General features: G+C 70.1%; 21 protein-coding genes and 1 tRNA gene. 5 read left to right on the plus strand and 17 right to left on the minus strand.

What is annotated here, in order from left to right; genetic code table 11:
- Positions 1 to 31: 31 nt before the first annotated feature.
- The 10 genes from LIV55_RS05670 to rpoB all read right to left on the minus strand — a co-directional run bounded on the left by LIV55_RS05670 (position 32) and on the right by rpoB (position 14,899).
- Positions 32 to 1,135 carry a YihY/virulence factor BrkB family protein gene (locus LIV55_RS05670; RefSeq protein ID WP_229299475.1) on the minus strand — a complete coding sequence of 368 codons (1,104 nt, stop codon included), beginning with the start codon at positions 1,133 to 1,135 and terminating at the stop codon, positions 32 to 34.
- A gap of 128 nt (positions 1,136 to 1,263) precedes the next feature.
- Positions 1,264 to 2,457: an elongation factor Tu gene (gene tuf, locus LIV55_RS05675; RefSeq protein ID WP_123092236.1), complete on the minus strand. Its 1,194-nt coding sequence runs from the start codon at positions 2,455 to 2,457 to the stop codon at positions 1,264 to 1,266.
- Between the two features lie 110 nt (positions 2,458 to 2,567).
- Positions 2,568 to 4,682, minus strand: coding sequence for an elongation factor G (gene fusA / locus LIV55_RS05680; RefSeq protein ID WP_229299477.1), 2,115 nt, complete (start codon positions 4,680 to 4,682; stop codon positions 2,568 to 2,570).
- A 101-nt stretch (positions 4,683 to 4,783) separates the two neighbouring features.
- A complete protein-coding gene (rpsG, locus tag LIV55_RS05685; protein WP_123092238.1) occupies positions 4,784 to 5,254 on the minus strand; it encodes a 30S ribosomal protein S7 in 471 nt (156 codons plus the stop codon).
- Positions 5,254 to 5,628 carry a 30S ribosomal protein S12 gene (gene rpsL, locus LIV55_RS05690; protein ID WP_068277083.1) on the minus strand — a complete coding sequence of 125 codons (375 nt, stop codon included), beginning with the start codon at positions 5,626 to 5,628 and terminating at the stop codon, positions 5,254 to 5,256. The genes rpsG and rpsL overlap by 1 nt, the downstream gene beginning before the upstream one ends.
- Positions 5,629 to 5,951: 323 nt before the next feature.
- Complete coding sequence (locus LIV55_RS05695; protein ID WP_229299478.1) at positions 5,952 to 6,500, minus strand: GNAT family N-acetyltransferase; 549 nt, start codon at positions 6,498 to 6,500, stop codon at positions 5,952 to 5,954.
- On the minus strand, positions 6,497 to 6,790 hold the full coding sequence (locus LIV55_RS05700) for a hypothetical protein (protein WP_068277080.1): 294 nt from the start codon (positions 6,788 to 6,790) through the stop codon (positions 6,497 to 6,499). Before LIV55_RS05700 ends, LIV55_RS05695 begins: the two co-directional genes overlap by 4 nt.
- 126 nt (positions 6,791 to 6,916) lie before the next feature.
- Positions 6,917 to 7,192: an HU family DNA-binding protein gene (locus tag LIV55_RS05705; protein ID WP_068277078.1), complete on the minus strand. Its 276-nt coding sequence runs from the start codon at positions 7,190 to 7,192 to the stop codon at positions 6,917 to 6,919.
- Between the two features lie 197 nt (positions 7,193 to 7,389).
- Positions 7,390 to 11,289, minus strand: coding sequence for a DNA-directed RNA polymerase subunit beta' (locus LIV55_RS05710; RefSeq protein ID WP_123092239.1), 3,900 nt, complete (start codon positions 11,287 to 11,289; stop codon positions 7,390 to 7,392).
- A 127-nt stretch (positions 11,290 to 11,416) separates the two neighbouring features.
- Entirely contained in the window at positions 11,417 to 14,899 is a 3,483-nt protein-coding gene (rpoB, locus tag LIV55_RS05715) for a DNA-directed RNA polymerase subunit beta (RefSeq protein ID WP_123092240.1), read from the minus strand.
- Between the two features lie 329 nt (positions 14,900 to 15,228).
- On the opposite strand from rpoB, the gene LIV55_RS05720 reads away from it, so the two are divergent.
- The gene (locus LIV55_RS05720; RefSeq protein WP_068277070.1) at positions 15,229 to 16,461 is read left to right on the plus strand and encodes a phospholipase D-like domain-containing protein; all 1,233 of its coding nucleotides are present in this window, start codon (positions 15,229 to 15,231) and stop codon (positions 16,459 to 16,461) included.
- A 125-nt stretch (positions 16,462 to 16,586) separates the two neighbouring features.
- Here LIV55_RS05720 and rplL read toward each other — a convergent pair whose 3' ends face one another.
- The 7 genes from rplL to LIV55_RS05755 all read right to left on the minus strand — a co-directional run bounded on the left by rplL (position 16,587) and on the right by LIV55_RS05755 (position 20,857).
- Complete coding sequence (rplL, locus tag LIV55_RS05725) at positions 16,587 to 16,973, minus strand: 50S ribosomal protein L7/L12 (RefSeq protein ID WP_068277068.1); 387 nt, start codon at positions 16,971 to 16,973, stop codon at positions 16,587 to 16,589.
- A gap of 84 nt (positions 16,974 to 17,057) precedes the next feature.
- Entirely contained in the window at positions 17,058 to 17,681 is a 624-nt protein-coding gene (gene rplJ, locus LIV55_RS05730) for a 50S ribosomal protein L10 (RefSeq protein ID WP_068277066.1), read from the minus strand.
- A gap of 336 nt (positions 17,682 to 18,017) precedes the next feature.
- On the minus strand, positions 18,018 to 18,758 hold the full coding sequence (gene rplA, locus LIV55_RS05735; protein WP_068277064.1) for a 50S ribosomal protein L1: 741 nt from the start codon (positions 18,756 to 18,758) through the stop codon (positions 18,018 to 18,020).
- A 199-nt stretch (positions 18,759 to 18,957) separates the two neighbouring features.
- Positions 18,958 to 19,395, minus strand: coding sequence for a 50S ribosomal protein L11 (gene rplK / locus LIV55_RS05740; RefSeq protein WP_068277061.1), 438 nt, complete (start codon positions 19,393 to 19,395; stop codon positions 18,958 to 18,960).
- Between the two features lie 92 nt (positions 19,396 to 19,487).
- Entirely contained in the window at positions 19,488 to 20,390 is a 903-nt protein-coding gene (gene nusG, locus LIV55_RS05745; RefSeq protein ID WP_229299480.1) for a transcription termination/antitermination protein NusG, read from the minus strand.
- A gap of 76 nt (positions 20,391 to 20,466) precedes the next feature.
- Positions 20,467 to 20,727, minus strand: coding sequence for a preprotein translocase subunit SecE (gene secE, locus LIV55_RS05750; protein WP_068277056.1), 261 nt, complete (start codon positions 20,725 to 20,727; stop codon positions 20,467 to 20,469).
- 57 nt (positions 20,728 to 20,784) lie between these two features.
- Positions 20,785 to 20,857: transfer RNA gene (locus tag LIV55_RS05755), tRNA-Trp, on the minus strand.
- A 207-nt stretch (positions 20,858 to 21,064) separates the two neighbouring features.
- On the opposite strand from LIV55_RS05755, the gene LIV55_RS05760 reads away from it, so the two are divergent.
- Genes LIV55_RS05760 through LIV55_RS05775 form a run of 4 tightly spaced genes read left to right on the plus strand, consistent with a single transcriptional unit; the run spans position 21,065 to position 25,966 of the window.
- Positions 21,065 to 22,405 (plus strand): aspartate aminotransferase type Ic, encoded by a 1,341-nt coding sequence (locus LIV55_RS05760; RefSeq protein ID WP_229299482.1) that lies wholly within the window; start codon positions 21,065 to 21,067, stop codon positions 22,403 to 22,405.
- 5 nt (positions 22,406 to 22,410) lie between these two features.
- Complete coding sequence (locus LIV55_RS05765; RefSeq protein ID WP_229299483.1) at positions 22,411 to 23,472, plus strand: adenosine deaminase; 1,062 nt, start codon at positions 22,411 to 22,413, stop codon at positions 23,470 to 23,472.
- A complete protein-coding gene (locus LIV55_RS05770; RefSeq protein WP_229299485.1) occupies positions 23,469 to 24,767 on the plus strand; it encodes a D-arabinono-1,4-lactone oxidase in 1,299 nt (432 codons plus the stop codon). The genes LIV55_RS05765 and LIV55_RS05770 overlap by 4 nt, the downstream gene beginning before the upstream one ends.
- The gene (locus tag LIV55_RS05775) at positions 24,764 to 25,966 is read left to right on the plus strand and encodes an amino acid deaminase/aldolase (RefSeq protein WP_229299487.1); all 1,203 of its coding nucleotides are present in this window, start codon (positions 24,764 to 24,766) and stop codon (positions 25,964 to 25,966) included. The genes LIV55_RS05770 and LIV55_RS05775 overlap by 4 nt, the downstream gene beginning before the upstream one ends.
- The last annotated feature ends 82 nt before the right edge of the window (positions 25,967 to 26,048 follow it).

Below are 26,048 nucleotides of genomic sequence, written 5' to 3' on the forward strand. Positions count from 1 at the left end.
GCGCGTCGCGCCGGGGGCGAAGGGGGACCGCTCAGCCGCGGTCGTCGGACTGCGGGGCCTCGTCGGCGAGCGAGCCGCCCCGGGTGCGCACGCCCTCGTAGCGCAGCGCCCGTCCCTCCTCGACCTGCTCCTCGAGCTTCTCGGCGGCCTTCTGCGATCCCGAGCTGTCGCGCGGCGGCAGCTGGAGGGTCTCCTCGGCCTCGATCCCGGCCTGCAGCTGGCGGCCGCGCTCGACCTCGGCGTCGACCTGCGCACCGAGCAGCAGGACGTTGTTGATGATCCACAGCCACAGGAGGAAGACGATGACGCCGGCGAGCGAGCCGTAGGTCTTGTTGTACGAGCCGAAGTTCGCGACGTAGAAGCCGAAGCCGACGGAGGCGAGCACCGCGACGCCGATGGCGATCGCCGCCCCGAGGCTCATCCACTTGTAGCTCGGCTGGCGCACGTTCGGGGTGAAGTAGTACAGCAAGCTCACCATGACGACGACGATGGCGAGGATGACGGGCCACTTGAGCACGCCCCACACGAGGACGGCGGTGTCGCCGAGCCCGATGGCCGAGCCGATCGCCTCGGCGACTCCACCGGAGACGACGAGGCCGAGCAGCACGATCGCGGCGAGGACGACCAGGCCCGCGGTGAGCAGGAGCATCTGCGGGCGCAGCTTCCACACCGGACGGCCCTCGTCGACGTCGTAGACGGTGTTCATCGCCCGCCCGAAGGCGCCGACGTAGCCCGAGGCCGACCACAGCGCGCCGGCGATGCCGACGACGAGACCCACGCCGGCCCCGGAGGCGGTGACCATGCTCGTGATGACCGGCTCGAGCTGCTTCGCGGCATCCGCCTGCCCCATGTCGCGCAGGAGGTCGAGCAGGGTCTGCACCGTCGACTCCCCCTGCCCGACGACGCCGAGCAGCGAGATGAGCGCGAGCAGCCCGGGGAAGAGCGAGAGGACGGCGTAGTAGGTGAGCGCCGCGGCGAGGTCGGTGCACTTGTCGCGCTGGAACTCCGCGAGGGCGTTCTTCAGCGAGTAGCGCCAGGTCTGCTTCGTCAGCCTGGCCGGCGAGGACGGCTTGCTCGGGGCGTCCGGCTCGGGTGCGGTCGACTCCTTGGCGGCGGCTTCGCCTGCGGTGGCCATGAGGGTGCTCCTAGGTTGAGATGGGCTGCCCGTCAGCCTAGGCGCGAGCCCCCCACCTGCGGGGACGACGAAGGGGCCCTGCCGTGCGGCAGGGCCCCTTCGGTGTGCTGACCGAGGTCAGCGGGAGATCACTTGATGATCTTGGTGACGCGACCGGCGCCGACCGTACGACCACCCTCGCGGATGGCGAACTTCAGGCCCTCCTCCATGGCGATCGGCTGGATGAGCTCGACCTTCATGTCGGTGTTGTCGCCGGGCATGACCATCTCGGTGCCCTCGGGCAGGTCCACGACACCGGTGACGTCCGTGGTGCGGAAGTAGAACTGCGGACGGTAGTTGTCGTAGAACGGCGTGTGACGGCCGCCCTCCTCCTTGCCGAGGATGTAGACCTGGCCCTCGAACTGCGTGTGCGGGGTGATCGAGCCCGGCTTGCAGATGACCTGGCCGCGCTCGACGTCCTCGCGCTTGGTACCGCGCAGCAGGAGGCCGACGTTCTCGCCCGCACGACCCTCGTCGAGGAGCTTGCGGAACATCTCGATGCCGGTGACCGTGGTGGTGGTCTTCTCGTCCTTGATGCCGACGATCTCGATCTCCTCGTTGACGTTGAGGATGCCGCGCTCGATACGACCGGTGACGACGGTGCCACGACCGGTGATCGTGAAGACGTCCTCGACGGGCATGAGGAACGGCTTGTCGATGTCGCGCTCGGGCTCGGGGATGTACTCGTCCACCGCGTCCATGAGCTCGGCGACCGAGTTGCCCCACTTCTCGTCACCCTCGAGGGCCTTGAGAGCGGAGACCTTGACCACCGGGACGTCGTCGCCGGGGAACTCGTAGGAGGACAGCAGCTCGCGGACCTCCATCTCGACGAGCTCCATGATCTCCTCGTCGTCGACCATGTCGGCCTTGTTGAGGGCCACGACGATGTAGGGGACGCCGACCTGGCGGGCCAGGAGGACGTGCTCCTTCGTCTGCGGCATCGGGCCGTCGGTGGCGGCGACCACGAGGATCGCGCCGTCCATCTGAGCGGCACCGGTGATCATGTTCTTCACGTAGTCGGCGTGCCCGGGGCAGTCGACGTGCGCGTAGTGACGCTTCTCCGTCTGGTACTCGATGTGCGCGATGGAGATCGTGATGCCGCGCTGCTTCTCCTCGGGCGCCTTGTCGATCGAGTCGAACGGGGACGCCTCGTTCAGGTCCGGGTACTTGTCGTGCAGGACCTTGGAGATCGCGGCCGTCAGCGTCGTCTTGCCGTGGTCGATGTGACCGATGGTGCCGATGTTGACGTGCGGCTTGGACCGCTCGAACTTTGCCTTCGCCACTTGCTTGTCCTCCTCAGGACTTTCTTCTTCGGGTTACGCCTTGGTCCGGCAGGACATGGCGTCGTACGTGGTGGTGCTGGTGAGCGCCGGGTTTCGGGTAATGCTACCCGTCACTCGCCGCGGGTCTTCTTGATGATCTCCTCGGCGACGGCCTTGGGGACCTCCGCGTAGGAGTCGAACTCCATGGAGAAGTTCGCCCGGCCCTGCGTCTTGGAGCGCAGGTCGCCGACGTAGCCGAACATCTCCGACAGCGGGACGAGACCGCGGACGATCTTCGCGCCCGAGATGTCCTCCATGCCCTGGATCTGGCCACGGCGGGAGTTGATGTCGCCGATGACGTCGCCCATGTAGTCCTCGGGCGTGCGCACCTCGACGGCCATCATCGGCTCGAGCAGGACCGGGTCGGCCTTGCGGACGGCCTCCTTGAGGACCATCGAGCCGGCGATCTTGAACGCCATCTCCGAGGAGTCGACGTCGTGGTAGGCGCCGTCGAGCAGCGTGGCCTTGATGCCGACGAGCGGGTAGCCCGCGAGCACGCCGTACTGCATGGCGTCCTGGATGCCGTTGTCGACGCTGGGGATGTACTCCTTGGGCACGCGACCACCGGTGACGGCGTTCTTGAACTCGTAGAGCTCGCCCTCGGTCGTGTCGAGCGGCTCGATGGTCACCTGGACCTTCGCGAACTGGCCCGAGCCACCGGTCTGCTTCTTGTGCGTGTAGTCGTACTTCTCGACCGCGCGACGGATGGTCTCGCGGTAGGCGACCTGCGGCTTGCCGACGTTCGCCTCGACCTTGAACTCGCGCTTCATGCGGTCGACGAGGATGTCGAGGTGGAGCTCGCCCATGCCCGCGATGATCGTCTGACCGGTCTCCTCGTCGAGCGAGACCTGGAAGGTCGGGTCCTCCTCGGCGAGCTTCTGGATCGCGGTGCCCAGCTTCTCCTGGTCGCTCTTCGTCTTGGGCTCGATGGCGACCTGGATGACCGGCTCGGGGAAGGTCATCGACTCGAGGACGACGGGGTTGTCGACGTCGCTCAGGGTGTCACCGGTCGTCGTGCTCTTGAGACCGATGGCGGCGTAGATGTGGCCCGCCATCGCCTCGTCGACCGGGTTCTCCTTGTTGGCGTGCATCTGGAAGAGCTTGCCGATGCGCTCCTTCTTGCCCTTGGTCGAGTTGATGACCCCGGTGCCGGAGGAGATGTGCCCGGAGTAGACCCGGATGAAGGTGAGCGTGCCGAAGAAGGGGTGCGACGCGACCTTGAAGGCGAGCGCCGAGAAGGGCTCGTCCTTGCTCGGCTTGCGCACGACCTCGACGTCCTCCTTGCCCATGGCGTGACCGTGCATGGGGGGCACGTCCAGCGGGCTGGGGAGGTAGTCCTTGACGGCGTCGAGGACCGGCTGCACACCGCGGTTCTTGAAGGCGGAGCCGCAGAAGATCGGGTAGAGCTGCGAGGTGATCGTCAGCTGGCGGATGCCGGCCTTGAGCTCGTCGACGGTGAGCTCCTCGCCACCGAGGTACTTCTCCATGAGCTCGTCGTCGGCCTCGGCGACGCGCTCGACGAGGTGGTTGCGGTACTCCTCGGCCTTCTCGAGCAGGTCCGCGGGGATCTCCTGGACCTCGTAGGCCGCACCCATGGTCACGTCGCCCTTGGCGTCGCCGGGCCACACGAGAGCGCGCATGTAGATGAGGTCGACGACACCGACGAAGTCGTTCTCGGCACCGATGGGGAGCTGCATGACGAGCGGCTCCGCGCCGAGGCGGTCCTTGATGGTGTCGACGGTGAAGTAGAAGTCGGCGCCCAGCTTGTCCATCTTGTTGACGAAGGCGATGCGGGGGACGTCGTACTTGTCCGCCTGGCGCCAGACCGTCTCGGACTGGGGCTCGACACCCTCCTTGCCGTCGAAGACGGCGACGGCGCCGTCGAGGACGCGCAGGGAGCGCTCGACCTCGACGGTGAAGTCGACGTGCCCGGGGGTGTCGATGATGTTGATCTGGGTGCCCTCCCAGAACGAGGTGACCGCGGCGGACGTGATCGTGATGCCGCGCTCCTTCTCCTGCTCCATCCAGTCGGTGGTGCTCGCACCGTCGTGGGTCTCACCGATCTTGTGGTTGACACCGGTGTAGAAGAGGATGCGCTCAGTCGTCGTCGTCTTGCCGGCGTCGATGTGCGCCATGATGCCGATGTTGCGGACCTTGTTGAGATCCGTCAGGACGTCCTGTGCCACGTATGTCTCTCTCGCTCGTGCGGGTGGTCAAGCTCTGGGGTGGGCCGGTCGGCCCGGAGGCGAAGGGGGACCGGTCCGGTCCCCCTTCGCGGTGGCGCTGATTACCAGCGGTAGTGCGCGAAGGCCTTGTTCGACTCGGCCATCTTGTGGGTGTCCTCGCGACGCTTCACCGCGGCGCCGAGACCGTTGCTCGCGTCGAGGATCTCGTTCATGAGGCGGTCGGTCATCGTCTTCTCGCGACGCTGACGGGCGTAGCCGACGAGCCAGCGCAGCGACAGGGTCGTCGCGCGGTTCGGCTTGACCTCGATCGGGACCTGGTAGGTCGCACCGCCGACGCGGCGGGACTTGACCTCGAGGCTCGGCTTGACGTTGTCGAGAGCGCGCTTGAGCGTCTGGACGGGGTCGGTGCCGGTCTTCTCACGCACGCCCTCGAGCGCGTCGTACACGATCGACTCGGCGATGGACTTCTTGCCGTCGAGGAGGATCTTGTTGACGAGCTGGGTGACGAGCGGGCTGCTGTAGACCGGGTCGATGACCAGGGGGCGCTTCGGGGCGGGACCCTTGCGAGGCATTACTTCTTCTCCTTCTTGGCGCCGTAGCGGCTACGAGCCTGCTGGCGACCCTTGACACCCTGGGTGTCGAGGGAGCCGCGGACGATCTTGTAGCGGACACCGGGGAGGTCCTTCACACGGCCGCCGCGCACGAGCACGATCGAGTGCTCCTGGAGGTTGTGACCGACGCCCGGGATGTAGGCGGTGACCTCGATGCCGGACGTGAGGCGCACGCGGGCGACCTTACGAAGGGCGGAGTTCGGCTTCTTGGGGGTGGTGGTGTACACGCGCGTGCACACACCACGGCGCTGCGGCGAGCCCTTGAGGGCAGGCGTGGTCGTCTTCGTGACCTTGTCCTGCCGGCCCTTGCGCACCAGCTGGTTGATGGTAGGCAACCTGATGTCTCCGTACGGGTTGATGTTCTTGCGTAGGCGGCCGGGGCCACGTCACGCTCCTTGGACTACCGCCCAGCCCCCGAGGTCGGGAGTGTCGAGCGGTGCTCTCCCCTGCACTCCCCGGCGGCTCACCTGCGAGCAGGAGGCCGTGCGAGGCGCCCGGCGAGAGGGGTGGTGCGGTCCGGTCCGAGGACCTTCGCCGCACCGGCGGTGGCACCTGCCACCTCACGGCGGCGCATGCACACGAAGACCCACGATACCGGCGGGGTGCACACCGTCACAAATCGCCCCGTCGAGGTCCCCCGCGGACGCGCCTGCTCGTGCTAGCCCTCGATGCGCTCGAAGGCCGGGGCGTACCGGAAGGCGCCGGCCATCTCCGGTCGCCAGGCGCGCAGCGGCTTGGCCTGGAAGTAGGCGTCGCGCCAGGGCCCGGGCGAGCTGATGCCCAGCGTGCTCGCCGGCACGAAGCCGAAGAAGCCGTAGTAGGCCGGGTCGCCGAGCAGGACGACGACGGCGTCGCCGCGCTGGTCGGCTGTGGCGACGACCGCGCTCATGAGCGTGCCGCCGATGCCGCGGCGCTGCAGGTCGGGGCGCACGCTGATCGGTCCGAGACCGATCGCGGGCTGCTCGCCGATCGTGCCCCACGAGCAGGCGACGTGCCCGACGAGCTCGGCGTCGACCTCGGCGACGACGGTCAGCTCGGGCACGAGGTCCCCGTCGGCGGCGAGCTCGCGCAGCAGCCGGCGCTCGACGCTCTCCTCCCCCACCGCGACGAAGGCGGCGTCGGTGAGCGCGGCGATCGCGTCGTCGTCGCCGGGCGCCGCCTGGCGCAGCACGAGCCGGTCGCGCAGGGCGCGCTGGTCGAGGGTCATCGGGTGTACCTGTCTGTGATCCATGCGGAGTTGCCGGTGAGGAAGGCGAGGACGAAGAAGGCGGCGATGAGGCCGAGGGCGACGGCGAGGATCGTCGCGCTGCTGCGGTCGCGTCGCACGAGCACGCTCACGGCCGCCACGCCGAGGGCCAGCCCGAGCAGCTTGGAGACACCACCGGGCTTGAGGAGCAGGACGAGCGCCCCCACCGCGAGGACGGCACCGAGGGCCCATCGGGCGGCGCTGGCGCGCACGCTCATCGCCACGTCCTCGCGCCTGCGCTCGTCGACCACGCCCTCATCCTCGCCCGCGGTGCTCCCCCGGCGCCACCCGGCTCGCCCGCGTGCCACCCGGGGACGCCGCAGGGCGCGTGCCGGGCGGTGAGCCCGGGCACGCGCCCTGCGCGGTCGCGGTGGCGATCAGCCCTTGGCGGCAGCCTTGAGGGCGGAGCCGGCCGAGAGCTTGGCGGCGTAGCCACCGGGGATGGTCATCTCGGCGCCGGTCTGCGGGTTGCGGCCCTTGCGCTCGGCGCGCTCGACGCGCTCGAGGCTGAAGAAGCCGGGGACCGTGACCTTCTCGCCCTTGGCGACCTGCGTGGAGAGGACCTCCTGCAGGGCGGTGATGACCTCGGCCGCCGAGGAGGCGGAGACGCCGGCCTTCTCGGCGACGGCGCTGGCGAGCTCGGACTTGTTCATGTGGGATCTCCCAATCTGTGCGGTGGTGCGTCGCGAACCCTCTTACTCCACCACGTCGGTGCGGGTTTGGCGAACCAGCACGCAGGGCGTGTCCCCCCATTTCTCGGGCTTCTGCTCCCCCGAAGGGTCTGCGGACGACGAAGGGGGACCCCCCGCGACGTGCGCGGGAGGTCCCCCTTCGAGGGCGACGCGGTGGCTCAGAGGCGGTCGAGACCGAGCTCTGCGTCGTCGAGGCGGACGGCCTCGCCGCTGCCCGGGCCGAAGACCGGGTAGGCGTACTCGTCGTAGCTCGGCAGCGTGTACATCGCCGCGCGGGCCTCCTCGGTCGGCTCCACCGTCGTGTTGTTGTAGCGGGCCAGGCCCGTACCGGCGGGGATGAGCTTGCCGAGGATGACGTTCTCCTTGAGGCCGAGCAGCGGGTCGCTCTTGCCCTCCATCGCGGCCTCCGTGAGGACGCGGGTCGTCTCCTGGAAGGAGGCGGCGGAGAGCCAGGAGTCGGTCGCGAGCGAGGCCTTGGTGATGCCCATGAGCTCGGGACGACCCGCGGCGGGACGACCGCCCTCGGCGACGGTGCGGCGGTTGGCCTCCTCGAAGCGGGCGCGCTCGGCGAGCATGCCCGGGAGCAGACCCGTCTCGCCCGACTCGAGGACGGTGATCCGACGCAGCATCTGGCGCACGATGACCTCGATGTGCTTGTCGTGGATCGACACGCCCTGCTGGCGGTAGACGTGCTGCACCTCGTCGACGAGGTGCTTCTGCGTCGCCCGCGGGCCGAGGATGCGCAGGACCTGCTTCGGGTCGATCGCACCGACGACGAGCTGGGTGCCCACCTCGACGTGCTGGCCGTCCTCGACGAGCAGGCGCGCGCGCTTGCTCACCGGGTAGGCGTGCTCCTCGCCGTCGGCGTCCGTCGTGAGCAGCAGACGGCGCGCCTTGTCGGTGTCCTCGATCGTGATGCGGCCGTTGGCCTCCGCGATCGGGGCGACACCCTTGGGCGTGCGCGCCTCGAAGAGCTCGACGACGCGCGGCAGACCCTGCGTGATGTCGTCACCGGCCACACCACCGGTGTGGAAGGTGCGCATCGTCAGCTGGGTGCCGGGCTCGCCGATCGACTGCGCCGCGATGATGCCGACGGCCTCGCCGATGTCGACGAGCTGACCGGTGGCCAGCGAGCGGCCGTAGCACTTCGCGCACGTGCCGACCTTCGACTCGCAGGTGAGGACCGAGCGGACCTTCACCTCGTCGACGCCGGCCTCGTAGAGCTGGCCGATGACGACGTCGCCGAGGTCGGAGCCCGCGGCGGCCAGGACGGAGCCGTCCTCGCCGGTGACCTCGCTGGCCAGGCAGCGGGCGTACGCGGTGAACTCGACGTCGTCGTGCAGCCGGCGGGTGCCGGTGGTCTCGTCGTACGCGGCGACGAGCATCGGCAGGCCGCGCTCGGTGCCGCAGTCGTCCTCGCGGACGATGACGTCCTGGGAGACGTCGACGAGACGACGGGTGAGGTAGCCCGAGTCGGCCGTCCGCAGCGCGGTGTCGGCCAGACCCTTGCGGGCGCCGTGCGTGGAGATGAAGAACTCGACGACCGACAGACCCTCACGGAAGTTCGTGCGGATCGGGCGGGGGATGATCTCGCCCTTCGGGTTGGCCATGAGGCCACGCATACCGGCGATCTGGCGCAGCTGGAACCAGTTACCACGGGCACCCGAGCTCACCATGCGGTAGATCGGGTTGTCCTTGGGGAAGTTCTGCTGCATCTCCGCCGCGACCTCGTTGGTCGCCTGCGTCCAGATCTCGATGAGCTCCTGACGGCGCTCGTCGTCGGTGATGAGACCGCGCTCGTACTGCGTCTGGACCTTCGTCGCCTTCGTCTCGTAGCCCTCGAGGATCTCGGGCTTGCGCGACGGGGTGACGACGTCGCTCAGCGCGACCGTCGTGCCGGAGCGGGAGGCCCAGTAGTAGCCGGCCTCCTTGAGCGCGTCGAGGGACGCCGCGACCTGACCCTTGGAGTAGCGCTCGGCGAGGTCGTTGACGATCGTCGACAGGCGCTTCTTGTCGACCGGCTCGTCGACGAAGGGGTAGTGCACCGGCAGCGCCTCGTTGAAGAGGGCGCGACCCAGGGTGGTCGGGGCGGTCCAGACGGCGACCGCGCCGTCCTCGTCGCGCTCGACGCCCTCGGGCAACTCGGCGGTCAGCGGCGGCACGACGTCACCGAGGCGGACCCGGATCGGCGTGCCGACCTGGATCTGACCGGCGTCGTAGGCCATCCGCGCCTCGGCGACCGTGGAGAAGGAGCGCAGCGGCGCCTCCTCGTCCTCGACCGCGAGGGCGGAGGTGAGGTGGAAGAGGCCGATGATCATGTCCTGGGTGGGCATGGTCACGGGACGGCCGTCCGCCGGCTTGAGGATGTTGTTCGAGGACAGCATGAGGATGCGGGCCTCGGCCTGGGCCTCCGCGGAGAGCGGGAGGTGCACGGCCATCTGGTCACCGTCGAAGTCCGCGTTGAAGGCGGTGCAGACGAGCGGGTGGATCTGGATGGCCTTGCCCTCGACGAGCTGCGGCTCGAAGGCCTGGATGCCCAGACGGTGCAGCGTGGGCGCACGGTTGAGCAGCACGGGGTGCTCGGTGATGACCTCTTCGAGGACGTCCCACACGACCGAGCGCTGACGCTCGACCATCCGCTTGGCGGACTTGATGTTCTGCGCGTGGTCGAGGTCGACGAGCCGCTTCATGACGAAGGGCTTGAAGAGCTCGAGCGCCATGACCTTCGGCAGACCGCACTGGTGGAGCTTGAGCTGCGGGCCGACGACGATGACCGAACGGGCCGAGTAGTCGACGCGCTTGCCGAGCAGGTTCTGACGGAAGCGCCCCTGCTTGCCCTTGAGCATGTCGGAGAGCGACTTCAGCGGCCGGTTGCCCGGGCCGGTGACGGCGCGACCGCGACGGCCGTTGTCGAAGAGGTTGTCGACGGCCTCCTGCAGCATCCGCTTCTCGTTGTTGACGATGATCTCGGGCGCGCCGAGGTCGAGCAGTCGCTTGAGGCGGTTGTTGCGGTTGATGACCCGGCGGTACAGGTCGTTGAGGTCCGAGGTCGCGAAGCGACCGCCGTCGAGCTGGACCATCGGGCGCAGGTCCGGGGGGATGACCGGGACCACGTCGAGGACCATGCCGGCCGGCTCGTTGTCGGTGATGAGGAAGGCCGTGACGACCTTGAGGCGCTTGAGGGCGCGGGTCTTCTTCTGGCCCTTGCCGGTCGCGATGATCTCGCGCAGCGCGAGCTGCTCGGCCTGCAGGTCGAAGGTCTCGAGACGCTTCTGGATCGCCGCGGCGCCCATCCCGCCCTCGAAGAACATGCCGAAGCGGTCACGCATCTCGCGGTAGAGGACCTCGTCGCCCTCGAGGTCCTGGACCTTGAGGTTCTTGAAGCGGTCCCAGACCTGGTTGAGACGCTCGATCTGCTGGTCGGCGCGCTTGCGGATCTGGTTCATCTCGCGCTCGGCCGAGTCGCGGACCTTGCGCTTCGCGTCGGACTTGGCACCCTCGGCCTCGAGGGCCGCGATGTCCTGCTCGAGCTTCTTGGCCCGGGCGTCGACGTCGGCGTCGCGACGGTTCTCCATCGCCTTGCGCTCGGTCTCGATGCCGGCCTCGAGCGAGGGCAGCTGCTCGTGGCGGGCGTCCTCGTCGACGCTGGTGATCATGTAGGCCGCGAAGTAGATGACCTTCTCGAGGTCCTTCGGGGCGAGGTCGAGGAGGTACCCGAGACGGCTCGGGACGCCCTTGAAGTACCAGATGTGGGTGACGGGGGCGGCGAGCTCGATGTGGCCCATCCGCTCACGGCGCACACCGGCGCGGGTCACCTCGACGCCGCAGCGCTCGCAGATGATGCCCTTGAAGCGGACGCGCTTGTACTTGCCGCAGGAGCACTCCCAGTCCCGGGTGGGTCCGAAGATGCGCTCGCAGAACAGACCCTCCTTCTCGGGCTTGAGGGTGCGGTAGTTGATGGTCTCCGGCTTCTTGACCTCGCCGTGGCTCCAGGTACGGATGTCGTTGGCGCTGGCGAGGCCGATGCGCAGCTCGTCGAAGAAGTTGACGTCGAGCACGTGTGTCCTTCTCTCGTCTCTCTCGATGGTGGTGTCGAGAAGTCGTGTGGGTCGTAGAGGTCTGTGGGGGTGGTGGGGCCGTCCGGCCGGCCGAAGGGGTGAGATCTCACCCCTTCGGCCGATCGGCTCAGACCTCTTCGACCGAGGCGGGCTCGCGGCGGGACAGGTCGATCCCGAGCTCCTCGGCAGCGCGGAAGACGTCGTCCTCGGAGTCGCGCATCTCGATGGTGCCGCCCTCGGAGTTGAGCACCTCGACGTTGAGGCAGAGGGACTGCATCTCCTTGATGAGCACCTTGAAGGACTCGGGGATGCCCGGCTCGGGGATGTTGTCCCCCTTGACGATGGCCTCGTAGACCTTCACGCGGCCGTTGACGTCGTCGGACTTGATGGTGAGCAGCTCCTGCAGCGCGTAGGAGGCGCCGTAGGCCTCGAGGGCCCACACCTCCATCTCGCCGAAGCGCTGGCCACCGAACTGGGCCTTACCACCGAGCGGCTGCTGGGTGATCATCGAGTACGGACCCGTGCTGCGCGCGTGGATCTTGTCGTCCACGAGGTGGTGCAGCTTGAGGATGTACATGTAGCCCACGGACACCGGGTCCGGGTACGGCTCGCCGGAGCGGCCGTCGAACAGGCTCGCCTTGCCGCTGGAGTCGATGAGGCGCACGCCGTCACGGGTGGGCCGCGTCGAGTCGAGCAGACCGCGGATCTCGTCCTCGCCCGCACCGTCGAAGACGGGGCTGGCGACACGGGTGTTCGGCTCGGCCGCACGCGCGTCCTGCGGGATCATCCGGGCCCAGTCGGGGTTGCCCTCGATCTCCCAGCCGCGGCTGGCCGCCCAGCCGAGGTGCAGCTCGAGGATCTGGCCGATGTTCATACGACCGGGCACGCCGAGCGGGTTGAGCACGACGTCCACGGGGGTGCCGTCCTCGAGGAAGGGCATGTCCTCGACCGGGAGGATCTTGGAGATGACGCCCTTGTTGCCGTGGCGACCGGCGAGCTTGTCGCCGTCGGTGATCTTGCGCTTGTTCGCCACGTAGACCCGCACGAGCTGGTTGACGCCCGGGGGGAGCTCGTCGCCCTCGTCCTTGTCGAAGACCTTGACGCCGATGACCGTGCCGGTCTCGCCGTGGGGGACCTTCATCGAGGTGTCGCGGACCTCGCGCGCCTTCTCTCCGAAGATCGCGCGGAGCAGGCGCTCCTCCGGGGTGAGCTCGGTCTCGCCCTTCGGCGTGACCTTGCCGACGAGCAGGTCGCCGTCGCGGACCTCGGCGCCGATGCGGATGATGCCGCGCTCGTCGAGGTCGGCGAGGACCTCCTCGGAGACGTTCGGGATGTCCCGGGTGATCTCCTCGGGGCCGAGCTTGGTGTCGCGCGCGTCGACCTCGTGCTCCTCGATGTGGATCGAGGACAGGACGTCGTCCTGCACGAGACGCTGGCTGAGGATGATCGCGTCCTCGTAGTTGTAGCCCTCCCAGGGCATGAAGGCCACGAGCAGGTTGCGGCCCAGCGCCATCTCGCCGCCGTCGGTCGCGGGACCGTCGGCGATGAGCTGGCCGGCCTCGACGCGGTCGCCCTCGGCGACCATGACGCGCTGGTTGTAGCTGTTGCCCTGGTTGGAGCGGGAGAACTTCATGATCTTGTACGAGCGGCTGCCGCCCTCGTCGTGGGTGACCGTCACGAGGTCGGCGGAGACCTCGGTGACGACACCGGCCTTCTCGGAGCGCACGACGTCACCGGAGTCGAGCGCCGCCCGGTACTCCATGCCGGTGCCGACGAAGGGGGCCTCGGCCCGCACGAGCGGGACGGCCTGACGCTGCATGTTGGCGCCCATGAGCGCACGGTTCGCGTCGTCGTGCTCGAGGAAGGGGATCATCGCGGTGGCCGCGGAGACCATCTGGCGCGGCGAGACGTCCATGTAGTCGACGTCCTCGGCCGGGATCTGGTCGACCTCGCCGCCCTTGGTCCGGGCGAGGACGCGGTCACCGACGAAGCGGCCCTTGTCGTCGAGCTCGGCGTTGGCCTGGGCGACGACGAACTTGTCCTCCTCGTCCGCGGAGATGTAGACGACGTCGTCGGAGACGACCCCGTCCTCGACCTTGCGGTACGGCGTCTCGATGAAGCCGAAGGAGTTGATCCGCCCGTAGCTGGCGAGCGAGCCGATGAGACCGATGTTCGGGCCCTCAGGGGTCTCGATCGGGCACATGCGGCCGTAGTGCGACGGGTGGACGTCACGGACCTCCATCTGGGCGCGGTCACGCGAGATGCCGCCGGGGCCCAGCGCCGAGAGGCGACGCTTGTGCGTCAGGCCCGACAGCGGGTTGTTCTGGTCCATGAACTGCGAGAGCTGGCTGGTCCCGAAGAACTCCTTGATCGACGCCACGACGGGGCGGATGTTGATCAGGGTCTGCGGGGTGATCGCCTCGACGTCCTGGGTCGTCATGCGCTCGCGCACGACGCGCTCCATCCGGGACAGGCCGGTGCGGACCTGGTTCTGGATGAGCTCGCCGACGCTGCGGACGCGACGGTTGCCGAAGTGGTCGATGTCGTCGGTCTCGACGGGGACCTCGACGGCCTCGCCGTTGCGCGTCCCGGGCAGGGTCGCGGAGCCGGCGTGGAGGGCGACGAGGTACTTGAGCGTCGCGACGATGTCGTCGAGCGTGAGGACCGAGGCGTCCAGACCGACCTCGACACCCAGCTTGCGGTTCATCTTGTAACGACCGACCTTGGCCAGGTCGTAGCGCTTGCCGTTGAAGTAGAGGTTGTCCAGGAGGTTCTGGGCGGCCTCACGGGTCGGCGGCTCGCCCGGGCGCAGCTTGCGGTAGAGGTCGAGCAGCGCCTGGTCCTGGCTCTCGAGGTGGTCCTTCTCGAGGGTGAGGTTCATCGACTCGTACTGGCCGAACTCCTCGCGGATCTCGGCCTCGCTCATGCCGAGCGCCTTGAGCAGGGTGGTCACCGGCTGCTTGCGCTTGCGGTCGACGCGCACGCCGACCATGTCGCGCTTGTCGATCTCGAACTCGAGCCACGCACCGCGGCTGGGGATGACCTTCGCCGAGTAGATGTCCTTGTCGGAGGTCTTGTCGGCGCTGCGCTCGAAGTACACGCCGGGGCTGCGCACGAGCTGGGAGACGACGACACGCTCGGTGCCGTTGATGATGAAGGTGCCGCGGTCGGTCATGAGCGGGAAGTCGCCCATGAAGACGGTCTGGCTCTTGATCTCGCCGGTCTCGGCGTTCATGAACTCCGCGGTGACGAAGAGCGGCGCCGAGTAGGTCTGGTCGCGCTCCTTGCAGTCGTCCGTGGAGTACTTGGGGTCCTCGAAGCGACCCTCCGAGAAGGAGAGGGACATCGAGCCGGAGAAGTCCTCGATCGGGGAGATCTCCTCGAAGATCTCGTCGAGGCCGGACTTGCGTGACAGCTCACCGCGCCCGGACGCCTCAGATGCGGCGACCCGCTCCTGCCAGCGCTGGTTGCCCAGCAGCCAGTCGAAGCTCTCGGTCTGCAGGGCGAGGAGGTCGGGGACCTCCAGGGGCTCGCGAATCTTCGCGAAGGACAGACGGCCAGAAGCCGTCCGAGCGGTGGACATCGGGGAAGCGGTGCGCGAGGCAGCCAAGGATGGGTCCTTCCACGGGCCGTGTTGGTCGGGCGGCGCGGGTCCCCGTCGACCCGTCCTTCGGCTCGTCGTCGTCACCCACAGCGGTGGGAGCGAAGGACGTGCGAGCTGGGGACGGAGGAGAAAGGGCAGCGCAAACGGCTACGTTAGTCGATAAAGGGCATGACTGTCCAGCCCGGTCAAGTGCAGGGACCTGACGGTGGTCTCGCGCTCTCCTGACGTGAGCCAGGCCGTGGCGAAGCGACGCCATGATGGTGCGCCATCGCCCACGGCGACGTCAAGGCAGCAGCCCCGCGTGTCCGGGGTTCGGCTCCCCTAGGGTGACGGCCATGTCCCGCTTCTCGCCGCGTCGCACGATCCGCCAGGGTCTGGCCGCGACGCTCGCGGCCCAGGCGACCACCGTCGCGGCCCTGCTCTTCGTCGACTCGCGGCGCAAGCGCGACCGCCCCTCGCGCCGTCTGCCCCGCGTCGAGCCGCACGACGTGCCGGTGCCCGGGGGCGACCTGCGGATCTACACCTCCGGCGAGTCCCTCTTCGACGACATGCTCGCCGACATCGACGCCGCGACGCACCGCGTCTTCTTCGAGTCCTACATCTGGAAGGGCGACGAGATCGGGCACGCCTTCCGCGACGCCCTCGTGCGCGCCCACGAGCGCGGTGTCGAGGTCTTCGTCGCCTTCGACGAGTTCGCCAACCTCGTCGTGCCGCGGTCCTTCTTCGCCGGCCTGCCGGACGGCATCCACGTCAAGCGTCACCCCCTGCTCGGCCGCTTCCCCTTCGTCACCCCGCGCCAGAGCGGGCGCAACCACCGCAAGCTCCTCGTCGTCGACTCCCGCGCGGCCTACCTCGGCGGCTACAACGTCGGCAGCCTCTACGCCGACCGCTGGCGGGACACGCACGCGCGGGTGAGCGGCGAGATGGTCGTCGAGCTGGCGAACGCCTTCGTCGACTACTGGAACGTCGCCCCCGGGCGCTGCTCGCCGCACCTCGAGCACCCGGACTCGCGCACCTGGTCGAGCACGATGCGCGTGCACCGCAACATCCCGACCGACATGGTCTACCCGATCCGCAACATGTACCTCGAGGCGATCGACCGGGCCGACGAGCGGATCCTGCTCACCGCGGCGTACTTCATCCCCGACGACGTGCTCACCCGCGCCCTCGTCGAGGCCGCGCGCCGCGGGGTCGACGTGCGCATCCTCGTGCCGCACTTCAGCAACCACGTCGTCGCCGACTGGCTGAGCCGGCGCAGCTACACCGAGCTGCTGAGCGGTGGCGTGCGGATCCTGCGCTACGAGAACGCCATGGTCCACGCGAAGACCGCGACGATCGACGGGCGCTGGACGACGCTCGGCACGGCGAACATCGACCGGCTGAGCCTGGCCGGCAACTACGAGATCAACCTCGAGATCCTCGACGCCGACGTCGCCGCGCAGATGGAGGAGGTCTTCGCCGCCGACGCCCTCAACAGCACGGAGATCACGCTCGCGCAGTGGGTCGAGCGCCCCTTCGTCTCCCGCCTCGCCGAGGGCCTCCTCTCCCCCTACCGCCCCCTCCTGTAGCTCTGAGGCCCGGGCAGCGCCCTCCGAGGCTCCTGCGTCGCACCTCCGGACACGCGAAGGGCGGGCCGCACCGTGAGGTGCGACCCGCCCTTGCGTCGATCAGATGACCCCCGAAGGGGTCGAGATCACTTGAGCTCGACGGTGGCGCCGGCGCCCTCGAGGGCCTCCTTGGCCTTCTCCGCGGCAGCCTTGTCGACCTTCTCGAGGACGGGCTTGGGGGCGCCGTCGACGAGGTCCTTGGCCTCCTTGAGGCCGAGGGAGGTCAGCGCGCGGACCTCCTTGATGACCTGGATCTTCTTGTCACCAGCAGCGGTGAGGACGACGTCGAACTCGTCCTGCTCCTCCGCGGCGGGGGCGTCGCCGCCACCGGCCGGGGCGGCGCCCGCGACGGCCACGGGGGCCGCAGCGGTGACCTCGAAGGTCTCCTCGAACTGCTTCACGAACTCGGAGAGCTCGATGAGGGTCATCTCCTTGAAGGCCTCAAGGAGCTCGTCGGTGCTGAGCTTCGCCATGATGGGCGTCCTTTCTACAGATGTTTCAGCCGTGAGTGGCGTGTGTGTGTAGTCGAGCCGGGCTCTCCCCCGAGGGGGCGGGCCTCAGCTCTCGTCGCCACCCTCGGCGACGGTCTGGGTGTCCTCGGCAGCAGCCTCGGACGGGGCCTCCTCGGCCTCGGCAGCGGGGGCGGCCGTGTCGGCCGGACCCTGCTCCTCGACCTTGGCGCGCAGGGCGTCGACGACGCGAGCCGTCTGTGCCAGCGGCGCGTTGAAGAGGTAGGCGGCCTGGGTCAGCTGGGCCTTCATGGCGCCAGCCAGCTTGGCCAGGAGCACCTCGCGCGACTCGAGCAGCGCGAGCTTGTTGATGTCCTCGGCGCTCAGGGTGTTGCCGTCGAGCACACCACCCTTGATGACGAGGAGCGGGTGGTCCTTGGCGAAGTTGCGCAGAGCCTTCGCGGCCTCGACCGGGTCGCCCTCGACGAAGGCGATGGCGTTCGGCCCGACGAGCTGGCCCTCGAAGGCGGACTCGACGCCCGCCTCCTTCGCGGCGAGCTCGGTCAGCGTGTTCTTCACCACGGAGTAGGTGGCGTTGCCACGGAGGTTGGTACGCAGCTCGGCGAGCTGGGCCACGGTCAGACCGCGGTACTCCGTGAGTACAGCCGCGCTGGAGCTGCGGAACTTGTCCGTCAGCTCGGCGATGGCGGCAGTCTTCTCAGCGTTCGCCATGCGGGCCTCCTTCTCGTGATTTCTGTGGGGCGATCACCCCCGGCGTCCGGCCCCGGTCACGAGAAGAGCCCCGGCGCAGGGCGCACCGGGGCTCGCACAGCATCGCCCTGAGGCGAGTGGTCGATCGGTTCGTCCTGCGCTGGTCGCCCTGCTCGTGGCAGGACCTTCGGCTGGTCGACCCGGGTGGGTCGGCCGGCAAACCGGCGGTCATCGGTCGGGACCAGCGTACGGGCGCTCGCCCGCACGACCAAATCGTCCCGGGAAGACGACGAAGGGGGACCGGGCTGGCCCGGTCCCCCGTCGTGCGGTGCGCCTCGGATCACCGGGCGCGTGAGGTCACTGCGCGGCGACGTCGGCCGAGCTGGCCGGCGCGGACTCCTCGAGGAGGTCCTTCGTGCGCGTGAAGTCGAGCGGGATGCCGGGGCCCATGGTCGTGCTGAGCACGGCCTTGGTGATGTAGCGGCCCTTGCTCGCGGACGGCTTGAGGCGGGTGATCTCCTCGAGCGCGGCGGCGTAGTTCTCGACGAGGTTCTTCTCGTCGAAGGAGACCTTGCCGATGATGAAGTGGAGGTTCGCGTGCTTGTCGTTGCGGAACTCGATCTTGCCGCCCTTGATGTCCGTGACGGCCTTGGCCGTGTCCATCGTGACGGTGCCGGTCTTCGGGTTCGGCATGAGGCCGCGGGGGCCGAGCACCTTGCCGAGACGACCGACCTTGCCCATGAGGTCCGGGGTGGCGACGACGGCGTCGAAGTCCATCCAGCCGCCCTGGATCTTCTCGATCATGTCGTCGGAGCCGACGTGGTCGGCGCCGGCCTCGCGGGCGGCCTCGGCCTTGTCGCCGTTGGCGATGACGAGGACACGGGCGGTCTTGCCGGTGCCGTGGGGCAGGTTGACCGTGCCGCGGACCATCTGGTCGGCCTTGCGGGGGTCGATGCCCAGGCGGAACGCGACCTCGACAGTCTCGTCGTAGGTGCCCTTCGCGCCCTGCTTGGCGAGGCGGATGGCCTCGAGCGGGGCGTACATGGCGTCGCGGTCGACGGCCTCGGCCGCTGCGCGGTAGCTCTTGCTGCGCTTCATGGATCTCTCCTTGGTGGTGATGGTGGAGGTGTGGTGCGGGCCAGCGCCGGCCCTCCCACGAGGGGGTGCGGCACCCGGGCCGTCAGGCCCGGGTCCCGCGGGTGGGATCAGACCTGCTCGGTCTGCCTGCCGCGGATCTGATTCGACTCCGGCTCGGCCGGCGGCTCGTACCTCACCGCCGACCTCGCCTTCGTCTGCATCAGACCTGCTCGGTCTCGATGCCCATCTGACGCGCGGTACCGGCGATGATCTTCATCGCGGCCTCGACGTCGTTGGCGTTGAGGTCGGGCATCTTCGTCTCGGCGATCTCGCGCAGCTGGTCGACGCTGAGCGTGGCGACCTTCGTCTTGTGCGGCTCGCCCGAGCCCTTCTGGACGCCGGCGGCCTTCTTGATGAGCTCGGAGGCCGGCGGGGTCTTGGTGATGAAGGTGAACGAGCGGTCCTCGTAGACCGTGATCTCGACGGGGATGACGTTGCCGCGCTTGTCCGCCGTGGCGTCGTTGTACGCCTTGACGAACTCCATGATGTTGACGCCGTGCTGACCCAGCGCGGGGCCGACGGGGGGCGCGGGGGTGGCCTGACCGGCCTGGATCTGCAGCTTGATGAGGCCGGAGACCTTCTTGCTCTTGGGAGGCATCCCAAGCTCCTCACATGATCGTGGGCCGACGCCATGGGCGATGACCCGGTTGCATGCCGGTCCGAGGTGTCAGACCGGCCGCCGTCCTGCGCTCAGATCTTGGCGACCTGGCTGTAGGACAGCTCGACCGGGGTCTCCCGGCCGAAGATGGAGACGAACACCTTGAGCTTCTGGGTGTCCGGGTGGACCTCGGCGATGCTCGCCGGCATGGTCTCGAAGGGGCCGTCGGTGACGGTGACCGACTCGCCGACCTCGAAGTCGAGGGTCGTGCCCTGGCCGGAGCCGTCGGCGCCCTTGCTCGCTCCCCCGCCGGAGGTCGCGCCCGCGGCGGACTTCTCCAGGTCGGCGGGCTTGAGCATCGTGTAGACCTCGTCGAGGCTCAGCGGGACCGGGTCGTGGGCGTTGCCGACGAAGCCGGTGACGCCCGGGGTGTGCCGCACGGCGCCCCACGACTCGTCGGTGAGGTCCATGCGCACGAGGACGTAGCCGGGCATGCGCGGCTGCTTGCGCGTCTTCTTCTGGCCGGACTTGATCTCGGTGACCTCGTCGATCGTGACGGCCACCTCGAAGATGTAGTCCTCCATGTTGAGGTTCGCGACGCGCGTCTCGAGGTTGTGCTTGACGCGGTTCTCGTAGCCCGCGTAGCTGTGGATGACGTACCAGTCGCCGAACTTGCTCGCGAGGTCGTCCTTGAAGGCCTGGACCGGGTCGGCCTGGTCCTCGGGGAGCAGGTCGCCGTCCTCGTCGGTCGTGGGGGCGCTCTCGTCGCTCACCTCGACGTCGACGTCCTCGGTGGCGTCGTCCTTGCTCGCGTCGTCCTCGTCGGAGGAGGCGTCGAGGGCGAGGTCGGCGTCGGCGTCGAGCGCGCGCTCTGCCTCGACCTCGTCGGCGCTGGGCAGGTCGGGCGTGGCGAGGCCGCTGGCGGCGGCCTCGGCCTGGGCAGGCGTCAGCTCGTCGTCGGAGCCGGCGAAGGGGCTGGTCGGCTGGTCGGACATGGCCTGGTGCTACCTCACGTGTTGTGGACGGGCGGCGCGGGGCGCCGCAGGACGTACGGGTCGTGCGGGGGCGGGGTCAGCCGCCGAAGACCCACATCACGAGCCTGGTGAAGCCGAAGTCGACCAGCGACACGAAGAGCATCATCACCGTGACGAAGACGATGACGACGAGCGTGTAGTTGACCAGCTCCGAGCGCGTCGGGCGGACGACCTTGCGGAGCTCGTCGAGCACCTGGGTGATGAAGAGCCCGATCGACCCGAAGAACCGGGACACGGGGTTGCCGCCCTTGGGCTCCTGACGTCGAGCCTTCGACGGCTGCGCACCGAGCTCGGTCACGTCGTCACTTCTCTCGTCGTCGGGGACACCATGCTGCGCGGTGGGTACCGCGTAACGCAGGGCAGGAGGGACTCGAACCCCCAACCGCCGGTTTTGGAGACCGGTGCTCTACCAATTGAGCCACTGCCCTACGGGCCCCGGGCTGGGTCCGGGTCCCGCGGTCGACCCCCTTCGTCAGGCCTGCCCGGGGGCATGGCGGAGACTCTGGTCGAGGTCAACCAAGGGACCACCATACGTGAGCCGGTGGCCCGGGCGCGAACCGGCGCCGAGCCGCCCGGCCCGCAGCGGGCGGGACGCCCCCGCCCGCGCCGACCACGGCGGTGCCAGACTGGCGCTCGTGACCGCCCAGCGCAGCCCTCGGCCCCTGTCCGACCTCGCCCCCGACGAGCTCGACGAGCTCCTGGCGAGCACGCGCGAGGACTACGAGGCGTTGCGCACGAAGGGCCTGGCCCTCGACGTCACCCGCGGCAAGCCCAGCGCTGCCCAGCTCGACCTCTCCGACGCCCTGCTCCGCCTGCCGTCGACGACGACCGACCGCTCCGGCACCGACGTGCGCAACTACGGCGGCCTGGCCGGTCTCGTCGAGATCCGCGAGATCTTCGCCGACCTGCTCGGCGTCGACGTCCCCCAGCTCGTCGCCGGGGGCAGCTCGTCGCTCACCCTCATGCGCGAGTGCCTCGTCGACCTCCTGCTCTTCGGCGGCGTGGACTCCCCCCGGCCGTGGAAGGACGAGGAGTCCGTCACCTTCGTGTGCCCGGTGCCGGGCTACGACCGCCACTTCGCCCTCCTCGAGGAGCTCGGCATCTCGATGGTCACGGTGCCGATGCGCGAGGACGGGCCCGACGCGGCCGCGGTCGCCGCGCTCGTCGCCGACGACCCGGGCGTCAAGGGCATGTGGCTCGTGCCCACGTACGCCAACCCGACCGGGGCGGTCTGCAGCCAGGAGGTGGCCGCCGAGCTCGCCGCGATGCCGACGGCCGCGCCGGACTTCAAGATCTTCTGGGACAACGCCTACGCCGTGCACCACCTCGGGCCGGACGAGGCCAAGAGTGCCGACGTCCTCGGCCTCGCGGCGGCCTCGGGCCACCCCCACCGGCCGATCATGTTCGCGTCGACGAGCAAGATCACCTACGCCGGGGCCGGCGTCGCCTTCCTCGCGAGCTCGACCGAGCAGGTGGCGTGGTACCTCGAGCACCTCGGCAAGGGCTCGATCGGCCCGGACAAGGTCAACCACCTGCGCCACGCCGAGCTCTTCGGCGACGCCGAGGGCGTGCGGGCGCACATGCGCGAGCACGCCGCGATCATCGCCCCGAAGTTCGCCGAGGTCGACCGGGTCCTCGGCGAGCGCCTCGGGGGGCTCGGGATCGCCCGGTGGAACTCCCCCACCGGCGGCTACTTCGTCAGCCTCGACGTCGTGCCGGGCACCGCGAGCCGGGTCGTCGAGCTGGCGAAGGGGGTCGGCGTCGCCCTCACCCCGGCCGGGGCGTCCTTCCCCTACGGGCGGGACCCGCAGGACGAGAACATCCGCCTCGCCCCGACGATGCCGCCCCTGGACGAGGTGCGCGAGGCGATGGAGGTCGTCGCGACCTGCGTCCTGCTCGCCGCCGTGGAGCACGCGACCGCCGGCAGCGGTCGCCACCGACCCAGCGGCGTCGCCGGCCAGGGCGACCAGGGGTAGGGGCGGTGCCCCGGCGCGATCTCGCCGCCCTGCCCAAGGCGCACCTCCACCTGCACTTCACCGGCTCGATGCGGGTCGAGACCGTGCGCGAGATGGCCGCCGAGCACCGGCTGCGGCTGCCGAGCGCGCTCGACCCGGGCTCCTACCCGCCCGAGCTCTCGGCCGCCGACGAGCGCGGGTGGTTCCGCTTCCAGCGGCTCTACGACGCGGCGCGGCACTGCGTGCGCGGCGAGGCCGAGATGCGGCGGATCGTGCGCGAGGCCGCGGCCGACGACGGCGCGGAGGGCTCGCGCTGGCTCGAGCTGCAGGTCGACCCGACGTCGTACGCCCCCTTCGTCGGCGGGATCACCCCGGCCATCGAGATCGTCCTCGACGAGGCCCGGGCGGTCTCGCGCGACGCGCGGCGCACCGGGTCGGCCCAGGTCGCGATCGTCGTCGCGGCGAGCCGGGTGCGCCACCCGCTCGAGGCCCGCACGCTCGCCCGTCTGGCCGCCCACCACGCCGGCGACGGACCCGGCGAGGTCGTCGGCTTCGGGCTGTCCAACGACGAGCGGCGCGGTGACACCGCCGACTTCGCCCCCGCCTTCCGCATCGCCGAGCGGGCCGGTCTGCTCCTCGCGCCGCACGCGGGCGAGCTGCTCGGGCCGACCGCCGTCGAGACGACCGTCGAGGCCATCGGCCCGCAGCGCCTCGGCCACGGCGTGCGCTCCGTCGAGGACCCCCGCGTCCTCGACCTCGTCGTCGAGCGCAGCATCGGTCTCGAGGTCTGCCCGGGGAGCAACGTCTCGCTCGGGGTCTACCCGGAGCCGGGGGCGGTCCCCCTTCGCCGGCTCGTCGACGCCGGCGCCCAGGTCGCCCTCGGCGCCGACGACCCCCTCCTCTTCGGCTCCCGGCTCGTCGACCAGTACGAGACCGCCCGCGACCTCGGGCTCGACGACGCCGCCCTGGCCGACCTCGCCCGCGCCTCCTTCGCCATGAGCCGCGCGCCGCAGGAGGTGCGCCGCCAGGCCGAGGCCGATGTCGACGCGTGGCTCGCCCAGGACCCCGGCGACGGGTCGGGATCGTGACCTGGCAGAACTGGGCGGGCACGGAGCGGGCCGACCCGGCACGGGTCGTCTCGCCGTCGTCGACCCAGGAGGTCTGCGACGCCGTCCGTGCGGCCGTGCGCGACGGGCTCGGGGTCAAGGCGATCGGCGCCGGTCACTCCTTCTCCGGCGCGGCCGTCGCCCCCGGCGTGCAGCTGCGGCCCGACCGGCTGGACGCGGTGCACGAGGTCGACCGCGCCTCGGGCCTGGTGCGTGTCGGGGCGGGGATGCCGTTGCACCGGCTCACCCCCCTGCTCGCCGAGCACGGGCTGGCCCTGGAGATCCTCGGTGACATCGACCGGCAGACCGTCGGCGGTGCGGTGAGCACGGGCACCCACGGCAGCGGCGAGAGGTTCGGGAGCATCTCGACGCAGGTGCGCGCGCTCGAGCTCGTCCTCGGCGACGGGAGCGTCGTCACCTGCTCGCCGACGCAGCGCCCCGAGCTCTTCGCGGCGGCCCGGGTCGGCATCGGCGCCCTCGGCGTCATGACGAGCGTGACCCTCCAGTGCGTGCCGCTCTACGCGCTGCACGCCGTCGACGCGAAGATGCCGATGGAGCAGCTGCTCGAGGAGGTCGACGAGCTCGCCGCGACGAACGACCACTTCGAGCTCTTCTGGTTCCCGCACACCTCGACCGCGCTCACCCGACGCTTCGAGCGGCTGCCGGGGGACGCCCCGCTGCGGCCGATGAGCACCCTCGCCCGGCTGCTCGACGACGAGATCGCGACGAACGTCGGGCTCGAGGCGCTGCTGCGGGTCGGCACCCGGGCGCCACGCCTCGTGCCGGGCATCACCTCGCTCGTCACCCGGGCGATCTCGGCCCGCGACTTCACCGACCTCGCGCCGCGGGTCTTCGCGTCCCGACGGGACGTGCGCTTCCGCGAGGGCGAGTACTTCGTGCCCCGCGATGCCCTCGTGCCGGCCCTGCGCGAGCTGTGGCGGTGGGTCGAGGAGCACGACGAGCCGGTGTCCTTCCCCTTCGAGATCCGCTTCGTGCGCAGCGACGACATCTGGCTCTCGCCGGCGTACGAGCGCGAGAGCGCGGTCGTCGCCTTCCACCAGTACCACCGCATGCCGCACGAGCGGTGGTTCTCGGTGTGCGAGGACGTGCTCGGCGCGGCCGGCGGGCGGCCGCACTGGGGCAAGATGCACCGGCTCGACGCGAGCGCCCTGCGCCCGCTCTACCCCCGCTTCGACGACGCCCTCGCGGTGCGCGACGAGATCGACCCCGGACGGGTCTTCGCCAACCCCTACCTCGAGCGGGTGCTCGGACCATGAGCGACGACCCCCGCGCCCGACCCGTCGACCAAGACGCCCTCGCCCGTGCGACCGCGCACCTCGAGCCCCCCTTCGCCGTCGTCGACCTCGGCGCGCTGCGCGCGAACACCGCCGACCTCGTCCGGCGGGCCGGCGGCACCCCGATCCGGGTCGCGAGCAAGTCGGTGCGGTGCCGCGAGATCGTGCGGCGCACCCTCGCGACCCCCGGGTACGCCGGGGTCCTCGCCTACACCCTGCCCGAGGCGCTGTGGCTCGCCGAGGAGGTCGAGGACGTCGTCGTCGGGTATCCCAGCGTCGACCGCGCGGCGCTCGCCCGGCTCGGGGCCGACGAGCGCCTGGCCGCCCGGGTGACCCTCATGGTCGACAGCCGGGAGCACCTCGACCTCACCGCCGCCCACGTCGGGGCCGACGGCCCACCGGTGCGGGTGTGCGTCGAGCTCGACGCGTCGCTGCGGCTGGCCGGCGGCCGGGTGCACCTCGGGGCGCGCCGCTCGCCCGCGCACACCCCGCAGGAGGTCGCCGCCCTGGCCCGGGCGGTCCACGACCACCCACGGCTCCACCTCGTCGGGCTCATGGCCTACGAGGGTCAGGTCGCCGGTGTCGGCGACGACCAGCCCGGGCTGCGTCGTCTCGCCGTCCGCGCGGTGCAGCGACGCTCGGTGGCCGAGCTCGCGCAGCGTCGGGCCGAGGCCGTCGCCGCGGTGCGCGAGGTGGCGCCGCTCGACTTCGTCAACGGCGGCGGCACCGGCAGCCTCGAGACGACCTCCGCCGAGGCCGCCGTCACCGAGGTCGCGGCGGGGTCCGGGCTGCTCGGCCCGCACCTCTTCGACCACTACACCCGATTCCGGCCCCGCCCGGCCGCCCACTTCGTCCTGCCCGTCGTGCGGCGCCCCTCCCCCCGGCACGCGACGGTGCTCGGCGGCGGCTGGGTCGCCTCGGGCGCGGCCGGGCGCGACCGCCTCCCGCTCCCGGTGCACCCGCCCGGCCTGCGTCTGCTCGGGGCCGAGGGCGCGGGCGAGGTGCAGACGCCGCTCACCGGTCCTCGCGTCGACGACCTGCGCATCGGCGACCGCGTGTGGTTCCGCCACACGAAGGCCGGCGAGCTGAGCGAGCACGTCGACGTCCTGCACCTCGTCGACGGCGACGAGGTCGTGCAGAGCGTGCCGACCTACCGCGGGGAGGGCCGGGCCTTCTTGTGACGCGGTCCGTCACGAAGGCGTGACCCGCAGGGGTCTGGCGCGAGCGAGCCCCGCCTGCCAGGATCGCCGGAGCCCGCCGCGC

The organism is Janibacter melonis (assembly GCF_020567375.1).
In the GTDB taxonomy this organism is placed as follows: domain Bacteria; phylum Actinomycetota; class Actinomycetes; order Actinomycetales; family Dermatophilaceae; genus Marihabitans; species Marihabitans melonis.